Origin of the sequence: Algibacter sp. (assembly GCF_039977455.1) — a bacterium.
In the GTDB taxonomy this organism is placed as follows: domain Bacteria; phylum Bacteroidota; class Bacteroidia; order Flavobacteriales; family Flavobacteriaceae; genus Algibacter_B.
On sequence record NZ_JBDWDG010000028.1, the window covers coordinates 44,065 to 66,751 of the forward strand.

Annotated in this window: 12 protein-coding genes; 11 read left to right on the top strand and 1 reads right to left on the bottom strand. The window is 33.6% G+C overall.

From position 1 onward, the window contains the following. Nucleotide 1: 1 nt before the first annotated feature. The 11 genes from ABJM36_RS13365 to ABJM36_RS13415 all read left to right on the top strand — a co-directional run bounded on the left by ABJM36_RS13365 (nucleotide 2) and on the right by ABJM36_RS13415 (nucleotide 21,518). Nucleotides 2-1,603 (top strand): arylsulfatase, encoded by a 1,602-nt coding sequence (locus ABJM36_RS13365; RefSeq protein WP_348451998.1) that lies wholly within the window; start codon nucleotides 2-4, stop codon nucleotides 1,601-1,603. Nucleotides 1,604-1,629: 26 nt separating this feature from the next. Further along, complete coding sequence (locus ABJM36_RS13370) at nucleotides 1,630-3,480, top strand: alpha-L-fucosidase (protein ID WP_348451999.1); 1,851 nt, start codon at nucleotides 1,630-1,632, stop codon at nucleotides 3,478-3,480. A gap of 4 nt (nucleotides 3,481-3,484) precedes the next feature. After that, nucleotides 3,485-5,050: an arylsulfatase gene (locus tag ABJM36_RS13375; RefSeq protein ID WP_348452000.1), complete on the top strand. Its 1,566-nt coding sequence runs from the start codon at nucleotides 3,485-3,487 to the stop codon at nucleotides 5,048-5,050. Nucleotides 5,051-5,136: 86 nt separating this feature from the next. Further along, complete coding sequence (locus ABJM36_RS13380) at nucleotides 5,137-6,276, top strand: alpha/beta hydrolase (protein WP_348452001.1); 1,140 nt, start codon at nucleotides 5,137-5,139, stop codon at nucleotides 6,274-6,276. A 222-nt stretch (nucleotides 6,277-6,498) separates the two neighbouring features. Beyond that, nucleotides 6,499-8,448, top strand: a complete 1,950-nt coding sequence (locus ABJM36_RS13385; RefSeq protein WP_348452002.1) for a T9SS type A sorting domain-containing protein — start codon at nucleotides 6,499-6,501, stop codon at nucleotides 8,446-8,448. A gap of 124 nt (nucleotides 8,449-8,572) precedes the next feature. Next, nucleotides 8,573-10,948 carry a glycoside hydrolase family 95-like protein gene (locus tag ABJM36_RS13390; protein ID WP_348452003.1) on the top strand — a complete coding sequence of 792 codons (2,376 nt, stop codon included), beginning with the start codon at nucleotides 8,573-8,575 and terminating at the stop codon, nucleotides 10,946-10,948. Between the two features lie 2 nt (nucleotides 10,949-10,950). Further along, on the top strand, nucleotides 10,951-12,516 hold the full coding sequence (locus ABJM36_RS13395; RefSeq protein WP_348452004.1) for a sulfatase-like hydrolase/transferase: 1,566 nt from the start codon (nucleotides 10,951-10,953) through the stop codon (nucleotides 12,514-12,516). Between the two features lie 225 nt (nucleotides 12,517-12,741). Further along, the gene (locus ABJM36_RS13400; RefSeq protein ID WP_348452005.1) at nucleotides 12,742-14,286 is read left to right on the top strand and encodes an arylsulfatase; all 1,545 of its coding nucleotides are present in this window, start codon (nucleotides 12,742-12,744) and stop codon (nucleotides 14,284-14,286) included. A 476-nt stretch (nucleotides 14,287-14,762) separates the two neighbouring features. Then, nucleotides 14,763-16,280 (top strand): hypothetical protein, encoded by a 1,518-nt coding sequence (locus ABJM36_RS13405; protein ID WP_348452006.1) that lies wholly within the window; start codon nucleotides 14,763-14,765, stop codon nucleotides 16,278-16,280. Between the two features lie 506 nt (nucleotides 16,281-16,786). Next, nucleotides 16,787-18,754 carry a T9SS type A sorting domain-containing protein gene (locus ABJM36_RS13410; RefSeq protein WP_348452007.1) on the top strand — a complete coding sequence of 656 codons (1,968 nt, stop codon included), beginning with the start codon at nucleotides 16,787-16,789 and terminating at the stop codon, nucleotides 18,752-18,754. A 259-nt stretch (nucleotides 18,755-19,013) separates the two neighbouring features. Next, nucleotides 19,014-21,518 (top strand): sulfatase-like hydrolase/transferase, encoded by a 2,505-nt coding sequence (locus ABJM36_RS13415; protein ID WP_348452008.1) that lies wholly within the window; start codon nucleotides 19,014-19,016, stop codon nucleotides 21,516-21,518. A gap of 131 nt (nucleotides 21,519-21,649) precedes the next feature. Here the strand turns inward: ABJM36_RS13415 and ABJM36_RS13420 are convergent, their stop codons facing one another. Continuing rightward, entirely contained in the window at nucleotides 21,650-22,510 is an 861-nt protein-coding gene (locus ABJM36_RS13420) for a T9SS type A sorting domain-containing protein (protein ID WP_348452009.1), read from the bottom strand. Nucleotides 22,511-22,687 lie beyond the last annotated feature (177 nt).

Consider the following 22,687-nt stretch of genomic DNA (forward strand, 5'->3'; position numbering starts at 1 on the left):
CATGAAGCGCATCTTATTAATTCATTTTAGTTTTATGGCATTAATGTTTTGTGCTCCCTTAGCAGATGCACAAACAAGTTCGGAAAAACTAAAAAATAGTCGTCCAAATATTATTGTTATTTATACCGACGATCAAGGTTTTGGAGATGTAGGTGCCCTAAATAAAGAGGCCAAGTTTGAAACACCTAATTTAGATCACTTGGTTAACGAAGGTGTTTCTTTTACCAACGGACACAGTGGGTCATCAGTTTGTACACCATCACGTTATGCCTTATTGACCGGGCGTTACAGTTGGCGAACAACTCTTAAAAATGGGGTGTTGGGATCGGAAGCGCCTTGCCTTATTGAAGATGGAAGAGAAACTTTAGCGTCACTTTTAAAATCTCAAGGATACCATACAGGAATGGTGGGTAAATGGCATTTGGGAATGGAATTTCCAGGAACACCAGAAAACAGAGATTGGTCGCAACCAGTTAAAGACATGCCTTTAGATAAAGGTTTCGATTATTTTTATGGCATTCCCGCGTCTTTAAATTTCGGAATTCTCGCTTGGTTTGAAGGACGGTTTGCTAAAGTACCACCAACATTGTTCACCAACAAAAAGAAAAATGAGAGGCATATAGATTATAGAATTATGCCTCCGTATGATATCACACCACAAGAAACAAAAGAAAAATTAGGAAAAAAAGGATTTGAGGTCGCTCAAGATTTTACTGATAATCAATGCTTAACTCGATTTACGGAAAAAGCGATAGATTGGATGAAAACCGTTGAAGCTGATGCTAAAAACGATAAACCTTTTTTCTTGTATTTACCTTATACATCACCTCATTATCCGGTGGCTCCATTACCAGAATTTAAAGGCCAAGGACAGGCAGGGGCCTATGGTGAATTTGTTATTGAAACCGATTATCATATTGGTCAAATTTTAAAGTATTTAAAGAACGCCGGTTTAGACGACAATACTTTAATTGTTTTTACAAGCGATAATGGTCCTGAGAATTCATGGAAACAACGTATTAAAGATTTTAACCACGATAGTAGAGGCGACTTAAAAGAAGGAAAACGTTCGGTGTATGAAGGCGGGCATAGAGTCCCTTTTATAGTGCGTTGGCCTAATGGAATTAAATCTCCAGGTCGTACTTGGACTAAACCTATTGGGCAAGTTGATTTATTAGCAACTTTTGCCGATTTAATGAATATGGAACTTGCCGACAATGTTGGAGAAGATAGCCAAAGTTTTGCTTCGGTTTTAATAGATTCAAAGAGCGTATATAGGCGTTTGCCGCTAATTAATAGGAGTGATGCCGTAAAGAAGCCTAGATATGGTATTACCGCCGAAAATTGGAAATTAATTTTACCATCTACAGCAAAAGGAGAACAAGTCGAATTATATGATTTAGAAAGCGATCCAAGTGAAAAGAAAAATGTGGCAAACCAACATCCTAGAAAGGTAAAAGAGCTAACCGCTAAAATAAATAAGATAATTGCTAGTGGACGCACTACAAAAGGAACTTATCAAAAGAATGATACAGGTTATTGGGAAGATTTGTCTTGGATGACAGAAGAAGAATATAAGGCTATAGCATCAGAAACCAAATAAAGACCAAATAATTTCTAATAATTAAAATGCGAACTAAAAATTACATTCAATATATTCTTTTTACTGTTTTTTTAGGTTTCTTAGGATGTGGGCAAAAAGAGAAAGAGGATGAAATTCAGGTTTTTGACCAAACAGAAAATTGGGTGCTATTAAATAAAACGAAGGGCGTAAAAGAAGGAAATACCTATAGTTGGGCTGTGGAGATAAAACACCCTGTGGATTATTTTGTACAAGTTGTTTTTGATGCTTTACCAACAAATACATCTTTAGCAAAAGTAAATATAGATGGTCAGTATTTAGAAGGCGAATTTAAGCAAGACTATACCACGTATAATAATAAAATAGTTTCAGAATTTAAAAACCCGATTAAGATTAGTGATGTTTCAAAAAAGTATGTGTTTACTATTGAAACTGAAGCAAATTTTAATCAAATTCGAATGGTACCTTCCTATAAAACACCTGTAGGTTCTGGATTGTACCACCAAGCCTGGTTAAAAATGCACGAATCACCTGAAAAACAGGCAGCTTTAGATTGGTTTAAAGAAGCAAAGTTCGGAATGTTTATTCATTGGGGTTTGTATTCTCAAGCTGGGGGTATGTGGAAAGGAACTAAAATTAACCATTCGCCATATTCCGGACCCAAAGTAGCAGAATGGCTCATGCATGCATTTCAAATTCCAAGAGTAGAATATGCAGAACTAGCTAAAACTTTTAATCCAGATAAATCTTTTGCTCAGAATATCGCCAAATTAGCCAAGGCATCAGGAATGAAATATGTCGTGATTACTTCTAAACACCACGATGGTTTTGCTTTGTTTGATTCCGAAAGTTCTAAATATGATGTGGTAGACGCAACGCCTTATAAAGCAGACGCTGTAAAGGAATTATATGAGGCTTGTTTAAACGAAGGTCTAGATTTTGGTGTATATTATTCTCATGGCAACGACTGGAATGATGGTGGAGATGGTAATTATGCTAACGTTAAAAAAGTAAATGATTCTTTAGGAATCTATACACATAGTTCGGGTAAAAATTTATGGGATCCTAGCCCGAATACCCATGCTGAATATTATGAATCTAAAAGTTATCCTCAAATTAAAGAGCTCATCGCTTTGTTACCAAAACTGCGATTAATTTGGTTTGATGGTGAAGGGTTTACCACTGAAGACCAATCTTTTAAATTTTACAAAATGGTTTATAAGGCCAATCCTAATATATTGGTAAACCGAAGAGTAGGTTGGGAGTTCGGAGATTATTTAGATGCAGGCGATAATAAAATACCATCAGCGAAGGTAACCTTAGATAAATACTGGGAAACTTGTGGAACAACCAATAATTCTTGGGGATATAAGGTTTACGATCAGGACTGGAAAAGCACTAAAGAGTTGTTGTATTATTTTGTAGATATCATCTCAAAAGGAGGGAATTACTTATTAAATATCGGGCCTGATGGGAACGGCCATGTCCCAAAAGCGAGTTCAAAAGGACTTTTAGAAATGGGAGAATGGATTGCTACCAATGGAGAAGCGGTTTATGGCACTTCACGTTGGGTTGTTGCTAATGAAGGGGAAGAGGAAACGCTTCTTGATGGCACAGGTCATAGGGCAGCAAAAGGGTTTGCAAGAAGTTTTACCAATAGCGATTTTTGGTTTACTGCAAAGGATAATAAAGTCTTTGCCATATCTCTTGTACCGGCAGCGGATAAAATTTTAATCAAGTCATTGAATAAAACCAAAGGCCATATCATAAATGTTAGAGTTTTAGGAAGCGATAAAAAAGTAGATTGGAAACAAAGCGATAACGGTCTCGAAGTGAATTTAAAAGGTGTAAATAGTAATAAAAAGGGTTTTGTTGTTAAAGCTAGTTTTAAAAAATAAAAACATGAAAAATAAGTATTTTAAAGTATTAATGATTTTTTTTGTTTGCAATGCTATGTATGCGCAAAAGCAACCTAACATTATTTACATATTAGCTGATGATTTAGGTATTGGTGATTTAAGTATTTATAATGAAAATAGTAAAATACAGACACCACATTTGGATAATATGGCAAAAGAAGGGATGCGTTTTAATGATGCACATACCTCTTCTTCGGTTTGTACACCAACGCGATACGGAATATTAACAGGACGTTACAATTGGCGTACGCCTTTAAAAGAATTTGTAACATGGGGAAACTCGCCTAGTTTAATTCAGAAAGGTAGATTAACGGTTGCACAAATGCTAAAGGAAAATGGTTATAAAACAGCAAATATTGGAAAATGGCATTTGGGTTTAAATTGGACCATGAAAAACAATAGCCTAGAATTTGATCATTATTCTGAGCAATCAAATCGCTTAAACTTCAAGGATATCGATTATAGCCAACCTTTAAAATTCGGACCTCTAGATATGGGTTTTGATTATTCTTATATTATTGCAGCATCCTTAAATATGCCGCCATTTGTGTATATAGAAAATGACAAAGCGACTATGGTACCAACAGGAATATCTTCTCAAACTAAAAAACAATCACCATATGCGACTTGGATAAGAGGTGACATTGCAGATGATTTTAAACATGAGGAAGTATTACCAAACGTTGTAAAAAAGTCAATTTCATTCATTAAGGATAACGCTAATAAAGAAACGCCATTTTTTATGTACATCCCTTTACCTTCTCCGCACAACCCTGTATTACCTATTGCACCATGGAAAGGTCAAAGTGACATTAAAAGTCCCTATGCCGATTTTGTAATTATGATTGATGACTTAATGGGAACTATTTTTGAAACCCTAAAAGAACAAGGCATTGATCAAAATACGCTAGTTGTGTTTACCAGTGATAACGGTTTTGCAACTACTAACGATTTAAAAACGCTAAGGCAGAATAAACACAGTCCAAGTTATATTTATAGTGGTTATAAAGGAAGCTATTTAGAAGGTGGTCATCGCGTACCTTTTCTAGTAAAATGGCCAGAAAAAATTAAACCAAACTCGGTTTCAGACGTCACAATTTGTACTACAGACTTTATGGCAACTTGTGCAGAAATTATCCATTATGATTTTAAGGATAATGAGGCAGAAGATAGTTTTAGCATGATGCCTTTATTAACTAACGAAGGCGATTATTTAAGAGATGCAACTATTCATCATGACAAGTATGGTGTTTTTGCTATAAGAAAAGGAGATTGGAAATTAATTGTATCACCAAACTCTGGAATCATGGCATCAGGAGAAACAAAAAAACACAAAGATGTTTACGCTGAAGAGGTTTTATATAATTTAAAAAAGGACATCAAGGAGAAAAATAATGTTGCAGGTCAATTCCCTGAAAAGGTTAAGGAATTAAAAGATTTATTAACCCAACAAATTAGAGATGGTAGAAGTACTCCTGGAAAAGTGCAAAAAAATGACGCTTATAATGGTGAGTGGCCTCAAGCGAATTTTGCGTTTTATTCAAAGTGATTGTCCTTATGTAGTTATATAAATGTCATTGCTTACATATACATAGGAAAAGAAATAGTTAGAAACTTTTAATATTCAGTACCAAAATGATGTACTTAAAAGAATCAAAAAAAGAGTTTATACTTCTAATGTTTTTTATGGTATTTGCTTTAGCAGAAGGATTTTCTCAAACCGATGATGAATCAAAAGGAGCGTATCGGGACATTTACATCCAAAAATCTTGGGAGAAATTGGATAGAAATAAAGATGGAAGATTTATTGAAAAAGAAAACGATAGAAATTGGAAACGTTTAAACTATCTTGATAGAAATAATGATAATACTATTAGTAAAAAAGAATTCTCTGAACTTAAAGTTCCCTATTTAGATCTTGGAGGAGACAGAAAACTAAATGTATTGTACAAAGTAACAAAAGAAGAAAATTTATATCTTGATATTTACTATCCCAAAAACAAAAAAGAAGGTCAAAAACTTCCAGTTGTTATTTATACGCATGGTGGTGGCTGGGCAGCAGGTAGCAAACATGGTGCAGCAAATGCGTCATTTAAAACCGTACACTTGGCGCTTTTAGAAAAAGGATTTTGTGTAGTGTCTGTTAGCTACAGACTTTGGAAAAAAAATGGAACTACCACAATGCGAGATTGTGTAATAGATAGTAAAGATGCTTTGCGTTATTTGTCAAAGCATAGCGAAATTTTAGGAGTAGACGCTAATCGTTTTTTCTCTTTTGGGGATTCTGCTGGTGGTCAAATTTCACAAATGTTGTTATTAGCTAAACCAGAAGTTTTAAAAGGAGATCCAGATTTGGCTTCCTTTAATTATAAAATGGTTGCAGGCGTGTCTTGGTATGGCCCTTGCGATTTTGAGAACATAAGCTTATTTAATCATGATGATAGTCCTATTTCAAAAGATAGATTTGGTGCTAGAATAACAAAACCAAACACCAATCCTAAAGATAAATTAGTGCTTTATAAGGAGATGAGTCCAATTAATTATTTACATAAAAATAGTGCACCTTTATTAATGATTCAAGGAGATAAGGACACCACAATACCTGTAAAGCATGCCTATTATATGGATGAAAAAGCGAAAGCTATTGGCGCTGCTATAACTACATTAATTGTTAGAAATGCAGGTCATAATTGGCGAAAAGTAAACGCAGATATTATCCCAACTCGAGAATCAATTATTCAAACCACAGTAGATTATTTTGTGTCACATTTATAATGTAAAATAAATCATATAACCCAATTTAAAACAGTTCAACCGGTCGATTAAAGTTAGTAATTGATTGATTAGGGCAAACATAGTAACAATTTAATAATTACTTTTGTAAAAGTTTTAATGAATATTTCTTTGGCATATATGGTCAATAAAAATCCTGCTTATTAAGAAAATGGTATTTGTTTTCTTTAATAAATTTCAAAAAAAACTAAAAAGAAAGACCCCATGAAAATAATAAACTATTTAAAATTTCTATTTTTATTTATAGGAATAGGTGCTGTTCAGGCCCAATCACTTTGGTATGAAAATTCGAGTAATACGAATCATATTACTCTAAATACTGCTACCAAAGGAACCTTTACTACTGGTGAAACGAACCCCGAAACAAATGGTGTAAACTCAAATACAACAGTTTCAAAATTTGTACGTAATGGTGAAACAAATCCAATAATTCGGTTTGATTTAAACAATCCAATAACAGATTTATCGTCGTATACTGTGTCGTTAAAGGCCTATACATCTATTAAAACCGAGGATTTAAACACACAGAATCAAAGAATTCGACTATACCTTAGAAATTCAACCATAGGAGCTACAAGTAGCATATTTGAGCAATTAGCATTTTCTGAAGGCGACACTTGGGAATCTTTTTCTTTTAATTTTGAAGATATAACTATTGCTAATGATGTTGCAACAGCTGGAGGTTTTGATCAGATAATGATTGGTTTGGCAAATGGTGATAGCACGGGTTTAACAACTACATATTATTTTGATACGATTTCTGGTACCACCGACCAAACAGCTCAGGTATCAAACATTGCAAAAGCCGATTTTTTATCGGGTTCTTGGGGGGTGAGATTTAATTTGCCAGGAGGTTATAATTTGGATGATGATAGCAACTATGATTGGGTTGCAGGCGCCCAAGAAATTGTAGATAATTTACCGGCAGTAGGTCATGTTATTACAAATTTTACACATCCTGCACATGGTTATTTTTATACCTTAAGAGATAATCCGTATGTTGATGTTGCTACTGAAATTCATCCTGCCATGGTGCCTTCGTTGGAAAATGAACAAATTATTCTTGATATTATTAATGTTATTAAAAATTCAGGGAAAAAAGTAATTCTTTATATTAATGCAGGTGGACCATCAAATATTCAAGGCAGTGTTGACGCTACAGAAGCTGAAATTACAGTGGCATGGGATAATTATTGCAACACTGCACCTTACAATGGGGATAAAGGTTTAGCATGGCGAACTTTAGCGAAAGGTTATTTTGAACGTTTTAAAGGTTTAGCTGATGGGTACTGGATAGATAATTTGTCTAGTTTACCAGCATCAGAAGTAGCCCCTTTTATTGCAATGATTAGAGAGGTTGATCCAGATATTGCTTTGGCCACTAATCTTGATAAATCTTATATAGAAGATGAAAACGGGGTTCGAATACAAGTGGATTCTGATGGAACTGATGATGCCGATCCAACAGATTATAAGGTGTTTTTCTTAGAAGCCAATGATCCTTATATGGATTTTACCGCTGGGCATCCAACGCCATTAGGACAAGGGGCGCCACCAAATTCTTGGGCCTATGAAGAATTTTCATTTCCTTTAATAACAGAAAATCCTTGGTCTACTTATGATGGTAGTAAGCAAACCTTAAAGCATTATTTTGCTCCTATCAGACAACAATGGAGTGTAGCTAGAGCCGATTTAATTTTTGAAGTAGAACAGGCCTATCGCTTTGTAAGAACCTTTACCGATGCTGGAGCTGCTATTACTTGGAGTACGACCATAACCAATGGTTATATTTCTGATGATGAAATGTCTATAATGGAGGACATAAACAATAGAATGTTACAGTCTCCAAAACCTGATTTTATACCTTATGTAAGACCTGAAGGTGCTTATTTAGTTAGTGAAACATTAAGCGTTAATTCTAATAATTTTATAGAAAATACCCTTAATTTATATCCGAATCCCGTAACCCAGAATTTTAAATTATCAATAGAAATTGAATCTGCAATCATTTATAATTTAAGCGGCCAGAAAATTTTAGAATTTAATGGCAACCAAACGACTTATGATGTTTCAACACTAAATGATGGCATTTATGTTTTTAAAAGTCTATCACGAAACGGTGAAAGTCAATTTTTAAAATTTATAAAACACTAAATAGGCTTTAGTTTTATTAGAAGTATTGCTTAATGCTCGTATTTAGCAAGTTTATGAGCGAAAAGAGAAAGCAAAATACATTTAGGTTAAATAATTTAGCTTAATATTATTCTAATAGTCAACTATGAAAATGCCTAAACTATCTTATTGTTTTTTATTTCTTGTGCTCTTTTATAATTGCAGTTTTAATGCTCAAACTGTAGATTTTAAGGTGGATTATGAATCTTTTTTATCAAAGCATGATATGCTATGGGATATCGTTCCAGACAAATGGCAAACGGCTCCATATTCGGGTAATGGTAATGTGGGATTTCTTTTTTATCAAACCAAATCTGAAGGTGATAATACCATGTCAGTTTATGTTGGTCGACATGATTATTACGATCATAGAGAAGCTAAAACAAAGGCAGAAGAAATGTTATGGATAAAACGTGGTAGGTTACCCTTGGGACATTTCAATTTAAAAACTAAAGGGGAAGTTACAGGAGTGGATATGCGTTTAAATTTATGGGACGCAGAATTAACGGGAACGATTACGACGTCTAAAGGTTCTTATAACATTAAGGGATTAACGCATAGTGGTACAGATGTTATCTTTTTTGAAACCACGGCAACTAACGAAGAAGTAGAAATTACGTGGCATCCAGAAGACCCAATACCACCAGTATACGAGGTGCTTCAAAAAGGTGGCGGACCTAAAGGCGGAACGTGGGATCAAATGCGGGCTACAAAATTAGAAATGCCTCCAAAACCAACTTTTAGCACTATAAATGGTTATAATTTTTGTTATCAACCATTATTTGATAAAAGAGGAGAAACCACAACAGGTTGGAAAATTACAGGAAACCCAGAAGGAAAACAACAGTTAATTACGAGTGTTCATCATAGTTTTCCTGTGCATAACTCTTTAGAGATTGTTACTAAAAATTTAGAAGATGCTGAAAAACAATTGGAAAACAATAGTTTTATGTCTTCGCATAAAAAATGGTGGCATGCGTATTATCCACTAAGTTTTTTAACTATTAATGATGCAGAAAAAGAGTCCTTTTACTGGATACAGATGTATAAATTAGCATCTGCAATGCGTGGTAATGGTCCAATTTTAGACTTAATGGGACCATGGTATAATAAAACGTTTTGGCCTATGGTTTGGGGCGATTTAAATGTACAACTCATTTACTGGACACACTTAACGGCTAACAGAATGTCTGTTGGTGAGTCTTTACCCAATAATATAGATAAGTACACAGAGAATTTAGAAAATAATGTCCCTAAAAGTTGGAAGAATAGTGCTGCCGTAGCGGCCTTGTTACCACAAGATTTAATAGCTTATAATGGTGCTAAAGTACCAGATATGCTAGCGTGGATGCTAAATGATTATTGGTTACATTGTGAATTTGCTGGCGATGATATCCGTATGCGCGATAAACTGTTTCCTATCTTAAAAAAGACAGTAAATAGTTATCTTAATTATATCAAGGACAACCCTGTAGAATCCAATGATGGCAAAATTCATATTAAATATAGTTGGTCGCCAGAATATAAACCTGGTCGTGGTGAAGATATTAATTTTACTTTGGCGCTAATCCGGTGGAGTTGTCAAACTTTAATTGATATTAATAATCAGCATGATTTAAATGACCCACTTTTAAAAGAATGGCAACATTTATTAGATAACTTAGTAGAGTTTCAAATTGACGAAAATGGACTTAGAATTGGTAAAGACATTCCATTTGCAATACCGCATCGTCATTATTCTCACTTGTTAGCTTTTTATCCCTTAATGGTTATTACACCAGAAAATGAAGCCGATAAAAAACTATTACGAACCTCTCTAGACCATTGGTTAGATGTTACATTTAATAGTGGTATTGGCATAAAAGCTATGCCAGTAACAGGTTATACGGCTACAGGTGCTTCTTCTATGTACGCGTGTTTAGGCGATGCTGAGAAAGCTTATTATTACTTAGATTTCCTAATTAAACATAAAAATGTATCCTCAACAACTATGTATTCCGAAGGGAAAAGTAATCCGGTTATTGAAAGTCCCTTATCTTTTGCAACAAGTTTACATGATATGATGCTTCAAAGTTGGGGAGGGAACATTAAAGTTTTTCCAGCAAGTCCTAAAAATTGGGAAGATGTGGCATTTCATAAGTTACGGACTCAAGGTGCATTTTTGGTAAGTGCTAAAAAGGTTAAAGGAAAAACAGAATTTGTATCTATAAAAAGCTTAAAAGGTAACCCGTGTAAAGTTCAGGTCGATTTTGAAAACCCTAAGTTTTATGTCCACGGAAAACCTATAACCGTAAAAAAGAATGAGGATGGGTTTTATTTGGTGGATTTAAAAGCAGGTGAATCTGTAATTATTGTGTCTAAAAAGTTGAAAAAAGTAGATTTATCGATTAAGGAATTACCAAAGCATCAAGATGAAATAAATTTATTTGGCTTCGGTACTAAAACTGAACGTTTACCAGGGCATAAATTTTATAAAAATTAACAATGAAACATATAATTAAAAAGTTTTCCTTATTTGGTATAACATCAATTATAATACTTGGATGTGCTTCTTTTATCACAAAGCCAGATATATTCGATAAAAAGAAAAAACCAAATGTCATTTTTGTTTTTACAGATGATCAACGTTTTAATTCTTTAGGAATAACAGGCGATCCAGTAACAGAAACTCCAAATATTGATCAATTAGCACAAGAAGGTGTTTTCTTTAATCAAGCCTTTATTACAAGTCCTATTTGCGGACCTAGTCGTGCCAATATTTTTACGAGTCAATGGGAACGAAAAAACCAAATAGGGTTTACGAACGTGTCTCATAATTTTATTTCTGAAGCTATTTTTAATAACAGTTGGCAAATGCAAATGAAAAATGCAGGATATGCCACAGCGTTTATTGGAAAGCATCATACAAAAATTACCGATCGAAATGATTCACCTTTAAAGGAAGGCATAGATTTTACCTATTATGGCAATGGACATTTAGGGTTTTATCCTGCCAAAAAGCATAAAGAGTTTTCAAACCTTAAAAACAAAACGCAAGTTGAAGGCTTGTTCGAGGCTACCGAAGCCTTTTTAAAGCAAGGCAATGATACAGATTATTTTTTCGAGAATGCTGATAGCTCATTAAAAGGACGCTTAAAGAAAAGAGACCCAAATAAACCGTTTAGTTTATGGATTAACTTTAATCTTCCACATGCATCGAGTATTGGTGGTATGGGCTCAAAACCTACTGATCCTTCATTTTATTCCACACTTTATAATGATAAGAAACGAGAATTAGAACTTCCTGATGGGTATCCAGCACCTATTAGCTTACCCGAAAATGTATATGCCACATCAGATTTGATGAAATATTATGTGACTTCAAATAAAGAAAAATTGTTGAATGATAAATTAAAAATGAATAGAGCTGTCCATGCTATTGATCAATTTATGGGCAACCTACGTAAACTATTAAAAGACCTTAATGAAGATGAAAACACTATCATTGTATTTTGTTCTGATAATGGTTTGTTTTTAGGCGAACACGGACTTGGTGGTAAAACCATTTTGTATGATGAGTCGGTTCATGTACCTTTAATAGTATATGCGCCATTCTTTAAGAATACTGAAAAAGGAAAACGTTTAAATCATTTGGTGGTAGGTCAAGATATTCCAGCAACAATTTTAGACCTGTGTGGTATAGATATTCCAGAAACATATCAAGGTAAAAGTATGCTACCGTTAATTGCAGAAAACGCATCGGAGTGGAGAGAAGAAGTCTTTTTAGAAAATTTATTTACAGATCAAGGCTATCCGAGACAGGAAGGTATTAGGACTAAAGAATTTAAATACATAAGATCATTTAGTAAGGAAAATGATAGAAATAAGTATTTGCCGGAACAAACTATAAATACCAATGAAGTTCCTATTTACGAAGAGTTGTTTGATATTGTAAATGACCCAAAAGAACAAAATAACTTAGCTTTAAATCCATTGTATAAAGAGCAACTAGATTATTTTAGAAAACAATGTAGTAAAAAAGCCAAGGAGTTATTGGTGGCTAATAATTAAATTATAGAGTAGTTTAGAGCAAATGTTTGACGAGATTGAGAAAATACAATTGCCCAATTGGGACTAACTTTGATGTCGTTAATTTAAAGTATTGGCATAGAACTTGGTATTAAAGCTATTGACGTTTAGTTGTAATAAGGATTGTTCTAAACAGGTAAGAAAGATGAATTTGTAGCATGTGGATTTTTAAAACACAGCATACAAAATTGAAATAAATAAGTAATTATGAGTAAATCGAGTTTTTTTAATGTGAGATTAATTTTGGTAATGTTATTGTCTGTAGTTTGGGGATCAAATGCTCAAAAAAACACAGAACAACCTAACATTGTTTTTATAATTTGTGATGATTTAGGCTATGGCGATGTCCAAAGTTTAGCACCAGAAACAAGTAAAATTAAAACACCTCATATCGATCAATTAACTCGCGAGGGTATGGTGTTTACAGATGCACACTCTGGTTCATCAGTTTGTACACCTACTCGTTACGGCATTATGACTGGGCGTTATAGTTGGCGTTCAAAATTGCAAAGCGGTGTGGTGCAGGGTTTTGCTCCAGATTTAATCACGGAAAACCGTCCAACTATTGGCGATTTTCTTGGGAGTCAAGGCTATAACACAGCCTTAATTGGAAAATGGCACCTTAATTTTCAATATTTAGATCCTATTTCAGGATTACCAATTGTAAAAGAATCGAAAAAACAGTTGCCTCCAGTTGGGGCTACAATTCCGGATGGCCCTATCGATAGAGGTTTTGATTACTATCATGGTTTTCATCATGCTAGAGATATGAAGGCTGTTATTGAAAATAGGGAAGTTATTCTTCACGAAGATGAAATTAATATGTTGCCTCGTTTAACAACAAAATCGGTAGAATATATTGAAGGTCAGGCTAAAAATAAAGATGGAAAGCCATTTTTCTTATATGTGCCTTTAGGATCGCCACATACACCAATTTTGCCTTCAAAAGAATGGCAAGGTAAGAGTGGAATGGGAGATTATGCAGATTTTGTAATGCAAACTGATGCTACCGTAGGTGCTATAACCAAAGCGCTTGAAGATAATGGTTTATCTAAAAACACATTGGTTATATTTAGTAGTGATAATGGTACGTCTAAAGCGGCAGATATTCCTAATTTAGAGAAATACGGACATATTGTAAGCGCTGGATATCGTGGTTCAAAATCAGATTTATGGGACGGCGGACATCGCATTCCTTTTATTGTAAAATGGCCTAGTATGGTAAAAGCTGGTACGGTAAGTAACGAACTAATTTGTTTAACAGATATGTTTGCAACGTTTTCAGATATTACTAATGAGGACCTTCCTAGCGAAAGTGGGGAAGACAGTGTGAGTTTTTTACCAGCATTAAAAGGTAAAAAAATAAAAAGTACTAGAGCAGGCGTGATACACCATTCAATTTCTGGTCATTTTGGGTATCGATTAGATAATTGGAAATTGTTATTAGCCCAAGGTTCTGGTGGATGGTCAACTCCAAGAGAAAACGAATCTCGAGACATGCCTAAAGCACAATTATATAATTTAGAAATGGATCCTGCCGAAACTAATAACTTATATGAATCACATCCAGAAATTGCAGAAAGACTTTTAACGCAACTAGAGTTAGACATTAAAACAGGAAGAAGTACTAAAGGCGAATTTTCTAAAAATGATGTAGATAAAATCATTTTATGGAAAAGTGAAAACAAGAATAGGGCTAAAAAGAAGAACTCTAATAATAAAAATTCTAAGAAGAAGAAATCTAATCATTAAATTGAAAAAGTAGTAATAACATAGGTCTGGAGACTAATTGACTTTAAATAAAATTAACATTTCAATTCCTGAAAAAACCTGTAAATCACTTTCGGTAAATAACAAATACTAGTATTTGGATGGTTGAGCAACAGGATGATGGAAGCTTCAAATTAATGATATTAAATGAAGTGCCTTTTTCGGAATAAGAAAATTTAAAATAGAGATAAATCTACTTTAAGTATTAAATTAGTTAACCACAAATGCCGTTTTAAGCAAGGTTTATGGGCTTCTTTTTTAAATTTTGTTTTTTTTGTGCTATAATTTTTAATTAAAAACTCGAGAAGTCCAAAAAAGCCTTCTAAATGATTTAATGGGCTATTTAACTACTAAATATTACCAATGCAAAAAAAGAGCAAGCATTTGACCGAATAAAGAATTGTCTTTTCCTATAATTACAAGATATTTGATAAAACATTAATACTAATTTAAACTTTATGAAAACAATCAAGTATATTTCAGCTATTCTAGTACTACTATTAAGCATATCCTGTTCAACGGATATAGATAATAAATACGAGTCTCCTGAAATTCCTAATCAATTCACGAATTTTACAATTGACAATGATACTCAATCTATTGATAATGAAATTACAGTAACCATTCAATCTGGAGATTACCAATCTACATCCGTTCGTTTTGTAGATGAAATAGGAGTTCCGTATACACCTCCTAAAACAGAACCTAGTGAAGGAGAAAATGCAAGTGATTTAGATAATGTTATTATACCATCTATTACAGCAACTGAAAACAATAATTTAGAGTATAAAATTTCAGCGACAAAACTTAGATTAGATGAGAAAGCACTATTAGACGTTGAAAGTTTTTTAGTAGAAGTTAAGGTTGTTAATAATAGTGGCGTTGAATTAACAGGATACGATAGAATTTATTTCAGTGATGTTGTATACACATTTAACCCAAAAATATCATTTAATGAAACAGGAGAGAATAGTCAAACATTCAATGTAGGAATAGAAGATACAGATGATCTTAATACTAATGTTATAGCCGTGGGAGGTACAGGTATACTTGTAGAAAACAAAAATTTTATAGGTGTTGCTACTGAAGATCCTAGTGATGATGGTGCCACTGCAGTTTTTACTTTTGACTTAACTACAAATTCAGCTACTGCAATTGAAGCTACTTTAAATTTAGAATTAGCAAAAAGAGCAAAAGGTAGCGTTACAGGTACAGTTTCTGTTACAGGTTATCCAGACACACCTTTTTCTTATGAAGCGACATCAACTGTTGATGGTGGTAGTGCTCCAGCTCTCGATTTTGAATTTGCATCAACTATTTCACTTGTTTCAGGCACAACGCTTACGGTTACTATTACACTAGATCAGATGTTAACTGAAGGTAATACAACAAATCCTATTTTTAGGTTATCAAAAGTAACTATTAATAAAGATGGTATTGCACCTGAACCTACACTAAACACATGGCTTGATGTAGACAATTCAATTACAAATTTAACAGTATCAACCGCTTGTACAGACTGTTCTGTAGCAACAGTGGCAAACCCTGATACTGCAGATGCAGAAGCTACGAATGTAACAAAATGGACTATAGGTTCTGCTTCTGGTAGTGGAAACAAAAGTCTTGATTTTGATTTCAAAGACGGAGAGGGTGTTACACTAGCCGATTATGCTAATTTAATAGTAACCGTACGCATGTACTGGCCTAGTTACAATGATATTAGTAATTTTGATAGTAATAAGCGTATTAGATTCTATTTAAGTGATGGAGTTAATGAACAACAAGTACAAGGTAATTTTGTTGAATCAAACGAAGCTGGATGGCATACTATGGAATTTGATTTTACAGGAACACCTACAGGTGGTGCCCTAACATCAGATATAATTAGTGGAGAAATTAGACTAATAGGTAATAAATTTACAAATCTAGATAATGGTCTTGAATTTTATATTGATACGATTACTTCTAACTTATAGATTAAAAGTCATTGGAAAGTAATGCTTTAAAATTATTATCTAACAATATAGAAAATATTTAAGAAGTTGTCTAGACAAATTAATTCAGCTACTATGATAACAATTAGAGTATAGCTGTAAAAAAATAAAGCATATACGCTGTTTAGTGTTTTAAGTTCATTAACAAGTTTGTATATGTTTTATGCACAATTAGAGGGGGAACAAAAAAGACTTTGCGTTTTCTTAAAAAACAATAGGTTATTCGTATAATAAGATTACATGAAAAAAAGTTCTTAGTTAAATATTTAACTAAGAACTTTTTTTATATGTTTAAAACAAACATCCCCACACGTTACAATTACACACTTTATATTATTGATGATAAAAGACCCTTTTAAGAATTAAATAATTTTAGATTAGTTAATTACAAATGATGTTTTAGAGCAAGTATTTGACTGTTTAAAGAAACACGATTCCCTATTAACTATGTATCTTTGGTTTAAAATTTAGAAGCTAACTTATTAAAAATGAATAAATCTTTACATCTTTTCTTATTTTTATTTTCATTCTTTCAAGTTTCCAATGCCCAGTTTCTATGGTATGAAAATGAAACAAATACATACCAAATAGAATTTGAAAGTACAACAGCAGGATCTTTTTTTACAGATGTTACAAACCCTAATAATTCAGGGGTTAATACAAATGCCATTGTTTCTAAATTTAACCGAGATGAAGGCTTAAAGTCTTTTTTACAATTCGATTTATACAGACCTGTAAATGATTTTTCGGGTTATACGGTAACCATTAAAGCCTATATCGATTTGGCTACGGAGTTGTTAACTAAAAACAACTCAAAACTTAGAGTGTATTTTGTTAATTCTAAAGGAGGACCACAGACCTATAAACAGTTAAATTTTACAGTTGGACAAGCATGGGAGTCTTTTACGTTTGATTTTAATGGAACTGATATTCCAGAGGAGATCATAAATGCCAATGGTTATGATCAAATTAAAATTGGTTTTGCAACCGGCAGTATTTCCGAACCTGCAGCGACCTATTATATTGATACTATTAAAGGAACATCAGAACAACAAGTAGAAGTAGCTCAACAAACAGCAGCGTGGTTATCAGGTTCTTGGGGTGTTACCTTTCCTGTTTATGGCGGAGAACGATTGGACTCTGAAGTTGCTGGAGGTTATAACCTCCCTGCTGGTGCTCAACAAGTTGTGGACGAGCTTCCTGCTACAGGACATATTATTACAAACTTGTCTTACTTTGCGCATTCACATTATTTTACACTAAGGGAAAACGCTAATGTGAACGTTGTTGTAGATATACATGAAGCCCTAGTACCTAGTGCAGCTAATGAAGCTATTATTTATGATGTGATGCAAAAATTTAAAGACTCTGGCAAAAAAGTAATTTTGTATATCTCTACCAATTATTTAGACAGAGCCATAGATGATGGCGCAGATATTGAAGCGGCTTGGATTAATTATTATACCAATAATTTTGGTGGAGATGAATACTTAGCCTACAGAGATTTAATTGAAGGGTTTATACTTAAAATTAAAGATTATGCCGATGGTTATTGGTTAGATACCACTGCAGAACTAGACGATGATGGTCATATAGAAGATTTTGTTCAAATGATTAGAGATGCAGACCCTGGATGTGTAATTTCAGCATCTCCAAATGGAGCTTATTTTACAGATGAAAATGATGAATTTATAAAAGTAGATTCCGACGGTATTAACGATGAAGATGCAACTGATTACAAAATTGTAAGTTTTGAAGGCGTTAATAGCTATCAGGACTTTACAAGTGGACATGTAACGCCATTAGGACAAGGAGCACCACCAAATTCTTGGGCTTATGAAGAGTTTACAATACCAGCAATGGTAGAAAATCCTTGGTCCATCTATAAAGGAAATACCGTATTAAAACATGCTTGGTTTCCAATGCGAGATAAATGGCATGTGTCTTCAGCAAACTTAATGTTTGGTACTGAAGATGCCTACAGGTTTGCTAAAAACCTTGTGGATGCAAAAGCCGGTGTTACATTTGCAACAACTATAGATGATATTGGTAGCGGTAAGGGCTATATGATGGCTGAAGAATTGGCTATTATGAAAGCTATAAATGATAGACTTTTGTCTAATCCTGTTCCGGATTATGCACCTTATGAAAGACCTGAAGGCGCCTATCTTGTTGGTGAGTCTACATTATCTACGACTGCTTTTACCAATACATTACAAGTTAAATTTTATCCTAATCCTGTCGTTAATGAGTTAACAATTTCTAGAAAAACTACCGATGTAAATTACATAACCGTTGTAAACGTTTTGGGAACTATAGTCATAAAAAAAGTATGGGATAATGGGACTTCGTCAACACAATTAAATTTGTCTTCATTAAAATCGGGGCTTTATTTTGTAAACCTTTTTAATGGTAATAATCTTAGCATTACTCAAAAAATAGTAGTTTCTAAATAACCTGTAGTTAAACATGCTAAACTGGAGTTTAAATTAATCGAAAAAAGTTTATTGGATAGGTTGCCAAAAGTGGTGTACCTTTTTTTTTAACCTAGGCGTTATATCTAACATAGTTCAATACTCTTATAAATTTAGTTAAATACAGAAAGTAAAATACTATGTGCTATTTATGTTAATGACCTTTATAAATAAATTTTTGGTTGAAATCAGCAAAACTAAGCTCTTCATAAATTCTATCTTTGTTCAAAATAATACCACGATGAGAAACACTACATTACTTTTTTTATTTAGTTTATATTTTTTACCACAGATATATGGGCAAGATCTTGTTAAGCCAAATATTGTAATATTTTATGCAGATGATTTAGGTTGGCAAGATACCAATTTGAATAATGTTGGAGAACCTGTGCTTTGGGAAACGCCAAATATGGAAAGTTTAGCTGCAGAAGGCGCTAAATTTTCACAAGCGTATTCTCCTGCACCTACTTGTGCACCATCAAGAGCTGCTATGTTAAGTGGTAGGCACCCTGTTAAAACAGAAGTAACCCAGGTGTCTGGAGGGGCTTTACCTGGCCTTAAAAAAGCTCAAGCTCATAATAAATTAATAGGGCCTTATTACCCGTTAAGATTAGATGTTGACGAATTTACAATTGCTGAGGCACTTAGTGATGCTGGATATGTTTCGTCACACGTTGGAAAGTGGCATGTAGAAGGTGCCAACGGATTCCCTGAAGCTATACATCAAGGTTTCGATTCTCAATTTACAAGTAGAGGTATGCATCAAAACATGGGGAACAGATGGGAAGGTTATGCCACTGATGCTGCAGATGACCCATATAGGATTGATGCAGATGGAAGACCACTTGATTCTGTAACAGAAGAAGCGTTGGCATTTATGGAAGCTAACAAGTCGGAGCCGTTTTTCTTATATATGGCTACCTGGTTAGTTCATACACCTATTCAAACTAGAGATTTAGCGTTGTTAAGCTATTACTGTGAAAAATTAGGTATTCCGGTTCCCACTTCAGATACGGATATTACCACTGGAGGCCAAACAAATCCATATTATGGAGCCATGATTGGAACTTTAGATTGGAGTTTAGGTAAAGTAGTAGATTATTTAAAAGCCACAGACGACCCAAGAAATCCAGGGAAAAAATTATTTGAAACCACATATATTATATTTTCATCTGACAATGGCGCTTCCGAAAATGATGGAGATGAAATAGTTGCAGATAATTTTCCTTTAGATTTAGGTAAAACAAGTTCAAAAGAAGGAGGTATTCGTGTGCCTTTAGTAGTAACAGGTCCTAATATTCCAGTAAATGAATTTGATAATGTTGTTAATGGTTTAGATTTTTTTCCTACCATTTTATCCTTAACAGGAACTACTGTAGCCAATACTATATTTGACGATTTTGATGGAGTTGATTTAAGCCCTCTATTAAAAGGAGAAGCTACTATAGTTGAGGATAATAACGGTGCTGAAAGAACGGATTTATTTTGGCATTACCCTAACGCTGAGGATGGTAAATCTAAATCGGCAATAAGAAGAGGGAACTATAAATTATATAAAAGATATGTAGACGGTGCTTACGAAGCTTACCAGTTGTATAATGGAGGTGATAATTTTGTTGATATTGAGGAATCTATAGACGTTATAAGTACAATGCCTGTAGATATAAAAAACGATATGATAGCTGCCTTAGAAACGTTTTTATTAGATAATAATGCTAAGTATCCAACGTGGAATCCCGATTACGCTGAAGCTGATGGGCCACTGCCAAATCAAGATCTTGTTCCTGCAGTAACATCAGCATCTTATAACCAAGATACTAATGTGGCTACAGCCATTATTGAAAACACTTCTGGTAAAGCCACTATTAGTACAGCAACGTTACTTTATAAAGAAGAGGGGGCTAAAGAGGAATGGTTCGAATCTTTAGCAACGACTATAAATGGTAATGTAATAACAGCAGATGTTCCAGAAACAGCTATTGCAATTGTTTTTAATATGATTGATGAAAACAATTTCTTAGTGTTATCAGAAGAGGTTGAAATAATTTCTATTACACAGATAACCCTTAATGATACCGATACAGAGCAATTGTTTAATCCTGGTACTGACCATTCTGAATTAATTGGTAATACAACCATAAATGGTGGTGGTAGCTATCTACAAATGAGAACAGCAGGTGGCGGCGATGGAGCTAGGTTTCTTGTAAAATCTACGACTGGAAAATCTGTGGTGGTTAGTAAAATTACATTTGGAATTAGATCTCAAGAGGCTGATGTTGTAGAATTTGATGTAACTATAGGAGATAATACACAAACCTTTAATTATACAAGTACACGTACTGCAGACGATGTTGAATTTGATTTTGTAGAACCTATAACATTTACAAATGCCAGTCAAGAATTAGAAATTATAACGACCGCGCTTAGTAATACTAGTCCTGATGGGTTAACTCCAAGATTTAGGGTTTATGATCTTACATTTCATGTTGCAGAATTTTTAGGGGTTGATGATGTGAAAGATAAGGCGCAAGATCTTAAGTTATATCCTAACCCGGTTAAAGGAACTTTTAGTCTAAGTAAAGCTGTAGAATCTGGAGTATTGTATAATTTATATGGTTCAAAGGCATACGAATTTACTAATCAGCATAAAGATATAGATATATCAAATCTAAAAACAGGTTTGTATGTATTACAAGTTATGTTTAAAGATGGCAGTAAAACAAGTTTAAAGTTATTAAAGGAATAAGGTAGCTTTCGTTAAAAAGTAAGTTCCATTTTTTTTAAACGCCCCTTATGTGGCGTTGTGGATAAAACAAAAAAGTTCCTTAGTTTTTAATTAAACTAAGGAACTTTTTTTATAATGTAAGTAATGATAGATTATTTTTTTACAATCTTTAAGGTTTTTGAACCTGAATCGGTTTTGATATTGGCAATGTAAATTCCTGTTGCCAAATCATTAATATCGTAATTAGATTTTGCTGTAAATGTTTTTAACAAACGACCAGTAATATTGTATAATTTCACATTTTCAACGTTTACACTAGAATTTATTTGAAAACTGTTTACTACAGGGTTAGGATAAGTAGAAATTTTTGCTTCTTGTGAATTAATTTCATTTGTAGATAAACTAGTGTCTGAAGTTAAAGGTAAAGTAGCTGTAATAGTATCAATATAAATTTTTAATCCGTTATCCAAGTTCGTGAATCTTGCTGCTTGGCCAATCAGTCTAATCTCAGCTGAATCTATAAATCCGGTAGCAGTGGCATTGTAAGTAAATGTATAATCTTTCCAAACGCCAGTATCTCCTGAAACAAAATTAATTTGTTCTTGGGTAGAAGTCATACCACTAGAAGAAGCCAAATAAAATCTAAAACGTTCAGCATTATCAAAGTTAGAATAATTGTCGAAACTATTTAAGTATATTCGTAAGGTAACAGTTAATCCATTTACATCTGCATCATTAATACCTTTGCCAGTAGGGAAATTAATAATAAAACCTCTGTTAGAAGCCTCGCCAGGACTGGCAGCAGCCAACTCCAGTAAAGTTACATTTGTAGCATTTGCTGTATCACCAGCATCAGGATTGGCTACAGTTGAAATTGTACAGTCCGTACAATTTGTTGCAGTAGTTATTGAAACGTCAGTCACCCCACCATCAAAATCATACCAAGTATTTTGTGCGTAAGTAAAAATAGCAGCAAAAAGTAAGGTTGCTGTAAAAAGTAATTGTTTTTTCATAATTTTTGTTTTATTAATGAGTTACTTAAAAATAAGCAAACTTATTGATTTTAACGTGCTCAAATCAACAAAAAATTAAAGAAAATCATGTAAAATGGTCGTAAAGTCATCTAAAATCGAAGTTTTTAAGCTTTTTTTACTTAAATAATTAATATTTGGGTATAGCAAACTTAGAGT

Excerpts from the sequence above, each read along its gene's own strand:
- ABJM36_RS13405 (WP_348452006.1), top strand. The coding sequence starts at position 14,763 with ATGAAAACAATCAAGTATATTTCAGCTATTCTAGTACTACTATTAAGC.
- ABJM36_RS13415 (WP_348452008.1), top strand. The coding sequence starts at position 19,014 with ATGAGAAACACTACATTACTTTTTTTATTTAGTTTATATTTTTTACCA.
- ABJM36_RS13410 (WP_348452007.1), top strand. The coding sequence starts at position 16,787 with ATGAATAAATCTTTACATCTTTTCTTATTTTTATTTTCATTCTTTCAA.
- ABJM36_RS13395 (WP_348452004.1), top strand. The coding sequence starts at position 10,951 with ATGAAACATATAATTAAAAAGTTTTCCTTATTTGGTATAACATCAATT.
- ABJM36_RS13375 (WP_348452000.1), top strand. The coding sequence starts at position 3,485 with ATGAAAAATAAGTATTTTAAAGTATTAATGATTTTTTTTGTTTGCAAT.
- ABJM36_RS13390 (WP_348452003.1), top strand. The coding sequence starts at position 8,573 with ATGAAAATGCCTAAACTATCTTATTGTTTTTTATTTCTTGTGCTCTTT.
- ABJM36_RS13400 (WP_348452005.1), top strand. The coding sequence starts at position 12,742 with ATGAGTAAATCGAGTTTTTTTAATGTGAGATTAATTTTGGTAATGTTA.
- ABJM36_RS13365 (WP_348451998.1), top strand. The coding sequence starts at position 2 with ATGAAGCGCATCTTATTAATTCATTTTAGTTTTATGGCATTAATGTTT.
- ABJM36_RS13370 (WP_348451999.1), top strand. The coding sequence starts at position 1,630 with ATGCGAACTAAAAATTACATTCAATATATTCTTTTTACTGTTTTTTTA.
- ABJM36_RS13420 (WP_348452009.1), bottom strand. The coding sequence starts at position 22,510 with ATGAAAAAACAATTACTTTTTACAGCAACCTTACTTTTTGCTGCTATT.
- ABJM36_RS13380 (WP_348452001.1), top strand. The coding sequence starts at position 5,137 with ATGATGTACTTAAAAGAATCAAAAAAAGAGTTTATACTTCTAATGTTT.
- ABJM36_RS13385 (WP_348452002.1), top strand. The coding sequence starts at position 6,499 with ATGAAAATAATAAACTATTTAAAATTTCTATTTTTATTTATAGGAATA.